The organism is Frankia nepalensis (genome assembly GCF_016786325.1).
GTDB classification, from domain to species: domain Bacteria; phylum Actinomycetota; class Actinomycetes; order Frankiales; family Frankiaceae; genus Pseudofrankia; species Pseudofrankia nepalensis.
This window is the reverse complement of record NZ_JADWYU010000298.1, coordinates 1-3838: the sequence shown is the minus strand read 5'-3', so window position 1 is coordinate 3838 and position 3838 is coordinate 1. Positions and strand designations below refer to the sequence as shown.

The 3838-nt window shown below is 67.9% G+C and carries 1 protein-coding gene; it reads right to left on the bottom strand.

The window, feature by feature from the left end:
* Nucleotides 1-107: 107 nt before the first annotated feature.
* The gene (locus I6A81_RS40650) at nt 108-3713 is read right to left on the bottom strand and encodes a PQQ-dependent sugar dehydrogenase (protein WP_203004839.1); all 3606 of its coding nucleotides are present in this window, start codon (nt 3711-3713) and stop codon (nt 108-110) included.
* Nucleotides 3714-3838 lie beyond the last annotated feature (125 nt).

Sequence of the window (3838 nt, the reverse complement as noted above, 5' to 3'; positions counted from 1 at the left end):
GGCGCGCGGCGGGGGGGGGGGGTGGGGCCGGGGGCGGGGCCGCGCCGGGCGGGGGGGGGGGGGCGGGGGCGGGGGGGGCGGGGGCCCGCGCCAGCGCTCGGCACCCGCTACGGGGTGACCGTCACATTCGCGAAGGTGGACGTGTTGAGCTGCGATCCGTTGTGCGAGGTGACGAACAGCCCGATCGTGATGTTGGTCGGCATGGCGATGGTCGCCGTGCCGACCTGCGTCCACGCGGTTCCGTTGGTCGACTTGTAGGCGGTGATCACGTTGCCGACCCGGGTGAGCCGGAGCCAGGCGTGCGGCAGCGAGTACACCCCGGCGTCGGTGCCGTTGACGAACTGGTGCTGGAACACCGCGTTGTGCACCGGCGTGATCGCGAGCAGGGCGTACGGAGAGCCGCCCACCGCGGCCTGCTTGATCATCACTCCCGACTTGGCCCACTCGCTGGTCTGGGCCTCCTGGCTGGTGACCCTGGCGATGATCTCCCCGTCGCCGTTCAACGGCTGGCTGACGTAGTGGAACTGGTCCGCGTCCTGCCAGATGTCGTTGCCGGCGCCGTTGATCGTGAAGACCCCGTTCGAGTGCGTCGCCGAGCCGGTCAGCCCGGGAGACCCCACGTCACCGCCGGTCCAGGGGCTGGGCAGGGCCGTCAGGCCGGAGTTCTGGACCACCTCGACATGGTCGAAGGTGGCGGTGCCCAGGACGGAGCCGTTGTGCGAGTTCACGAAGAGCCCGGCGGTGACGGCGGCCGCCATCGGCACGGTCGCGGAACCCACCAGCACCCAGGTGATCCCGTCTGTCGACCGGTACGTGGTGAAGGTGTTGCCCTGGCGTTTCACCCGCACCCAGGCGTTCGGGAAGGCGTAACCACCGCCGCCGACGCTCTGGTTGAAGTTGTACTGCATGTTGAGGCCATGCAGCGGCGTGGTCGCGAGCATGACGTAGGGCGCGCCGGCCGTCGGCGCACTCTTGATCATTACTCCCGCCTTCGCCCAGCCGTCCGAACTGGTCGTCTGGCTTCTCACCCGGGCGGTGATCTGACCGTCACCAACCAACGGCTGGTAGTTGTACTGGAACTGGTCGGCGTCCGCCCAGATGTCGTTGCCGCCGCCGTTGACGGTCCACACGTCGTTCGCGAGGCTGGACGAACCCGCCAGGGCGGGGGCTCCGACGTCCACGTTCGTCCAGACCGGCTGCGCCGACGTGATCGAGACGTCGCCGAACACGGTCTGGTTCAGCGTGTTGTTGTGGGACACCACGAACAGGCCGGCGGTCACGTCACTGCCCATCGCCAGCGAGGTCTGCGCGAGCTGGGTCCACGTCGTCCCGTTCGGCGAGGTGTACGCCTTGAACAGGTTGCCGATCCGTTCCAGCTTCATCCAGGCGTTCGGGAACGTGTAGGGCCTCGAGCCGCCGTCGCCGTTGAAGTTGTATTGGAACGTCATGCCGTGCGCGGGTGTCACCCCGAGCAGGACGTACGGCGCGCCCTCGACCGCCGACTGCTTGATCATGATTCCGGACTTCGCCCAGCCGTCCGTGTTGTCCTGCGACGCGACGCGGGCCACGATGGCCCCGTCGCCGCGGAACGACTGGTGGACGTAGTGGAACTCGTCCGTGTCTCCCCAGATGTCGTTGCCGGCGCCGTGGACGGTGAACGTCCCGTTGTTGTACGAGGAGTAGCCGGCGACCGTACGCGAGCCGATGTCACGCTCCGTCCAGGGAGACGGCGGCAACTGGCTCTGGACGTAGTTGGCGACGTACGTCGCGTTGGTGGCGGGCGTGACGATCGTGTGCGACTGGGCGCCGCCGTCGGACCAGTTGCCGAACTGGTACTGGAACCCGCCGCCGTACTGCGGTGACGGCGCGCCGAGTACTCGTTCCACGCCCACCACCGCCTGCTCGGTGTACTCACCGGTGTGCGGGATGCCGTCGACGGTGTACTGGACCGCCGGGTTGCTCGCGTTGAAGGTGAGTGTCACCAGCCGCGGATGGATGTTCACCGAGGTGGTGCTGGTCAGGCCGCCGGCGTCCGTCACGGTCAGCCGGACCTCGTACCAGGTCGAGGCGATGTTGTCCTCGGCCCGCGGAATCGTGAACGTGCCGCCGCGCACGCCGTCGATGTCGTTGAGGAACGGGTGGACGTGCTCGGCGTGATGGAACACGATGTCCCAGCTGAACGCCGAGTCAGGCAGTGTGCCGTCCTCCGGGTCCGTGCCGTTGCCGCCGAAGGTCACGACATCGCCGGCGTTGTAGTTCGCCAGGTCCGTCGGCGCGGTGATGACGGCTGTGGGCAATCGATTCCCGACGGTGATGGTCACCGTCGAGGTACTCGATTTGTCACCGTCGCTCACCGTCAGGACCGCGTCGTACTCACCGTTGGTGACGTACCGGTGCGACGGGTTCTGCTCGGTTGACGTCGCGCCGTCCCCGAAGTTCCACGAATAGGTGACGGGGGTGCCGTCCGGGTCTCCCGAGCCGGCCGAGCTGAAGTTCACGTCCAGCGGCGCCAGGCCCGCGATCGGGTTGGCCGAGGCCTCGGCGACGGGCGCCCGGTTGCCGTCGGACAGGCCGATCCTGTAGAGCTCGCCGGGATAGATGTTCAGCTGGTAGATGCTGCCGTCCGGGCCCTGGCTGAGCTGGACGGGTGTGCCGGCGTCGTCATCGAACTCGTGCTCCTCGATGAACGACGTGTAGGTGTGGTCGAAATGCAGGTACTTGACGAAGTTGAGGGTGTAGTCGGCGTAGAAGATCGCGCCGTCGAACTCCTCGCCCCACGCGTCGCCCTCATACCGCATGATCGCGGTGATCGAACCCGCGTTGTCGGGCGCCGGCGTGTGCGCGTACGTGTACACCGGGTTGACGTAGGGGCATTCGGCGCAGTAGCCCTCGGCGAGCGGCCAGCCGTAGTTGCCGCCCCGCTCGATGATGTCCACCTCTTCATAGAGGGAACCGCCGACGTCGCCGGTGATGATCCGGCCGTCCGGCAGGAAGTCGAAGCGGAACGGGTTGCGCAGGCCGTAGGCCCAGATCTCCTTGCGCGCGCCCGGCGTGTTGAAGAACGGGTTGTCCGTCGGGATCGTGCCGTCCTTGTTGATCCGCATGATCTTGCCGTGCAGGTTGCCCAGGTTCTGCGAGTTGGGGTTGTAGAGGTTCATCCCCATCGCCCAGTAGAGCTTGCCGTCCGGGCCGAAGCGGACCTCGCCACCATGGTGGAAGACATTGCCGAGCTGGTCGGACTCCAGCAGCACGACCTCGCTCGCGGGGTCGGCGACGTTGCCGGTCACCGTGACGCGGGACAGCCGGTCGTGGTTCGCCGCCGTCGTGTACGAGACGTACAGATAGCCGTTCGTGGCGAAGTCCGGGTCGGGCTCGATGCCGAGCAGGCCCCGCTCCGCGTCGGTGTCACTCGGCAGCGTGATGAGCGTGATCACCGGAGTGGTGCCGACCTGGCCGTTCTCGATCACCTTGATCGCGCCGGCCTTCTCCGCGACGAAGATGCGCCCGTCCGGCATGAGACGGAACGCGGTCGGCTCCTCGAGCCCCTCCGCGATGAGCGTTCGCTCGAACTCCGGCGGCGGCGTGGCGCGGGCCGGCCGCGACGCCGCCAGCACGACCAGCGTCGCGAACGCGACCGCCATGACCGTCACCAGCGCCACCGGGCGCGCGAAAGTGCTCAGCCGACGGACGGAGACACTAAGGCCGGTCGGCATCGACCCTCCAGGCAAGTAAAGGACACACGCTTGGCCACCACATCCGGCTCAGGCCGTCCGGGCCTCTGCCGACGTTTGTCGGCAGGGGGCCGGGGGGGTTTTAACAAAGGGGGCGGGCGGCCCCG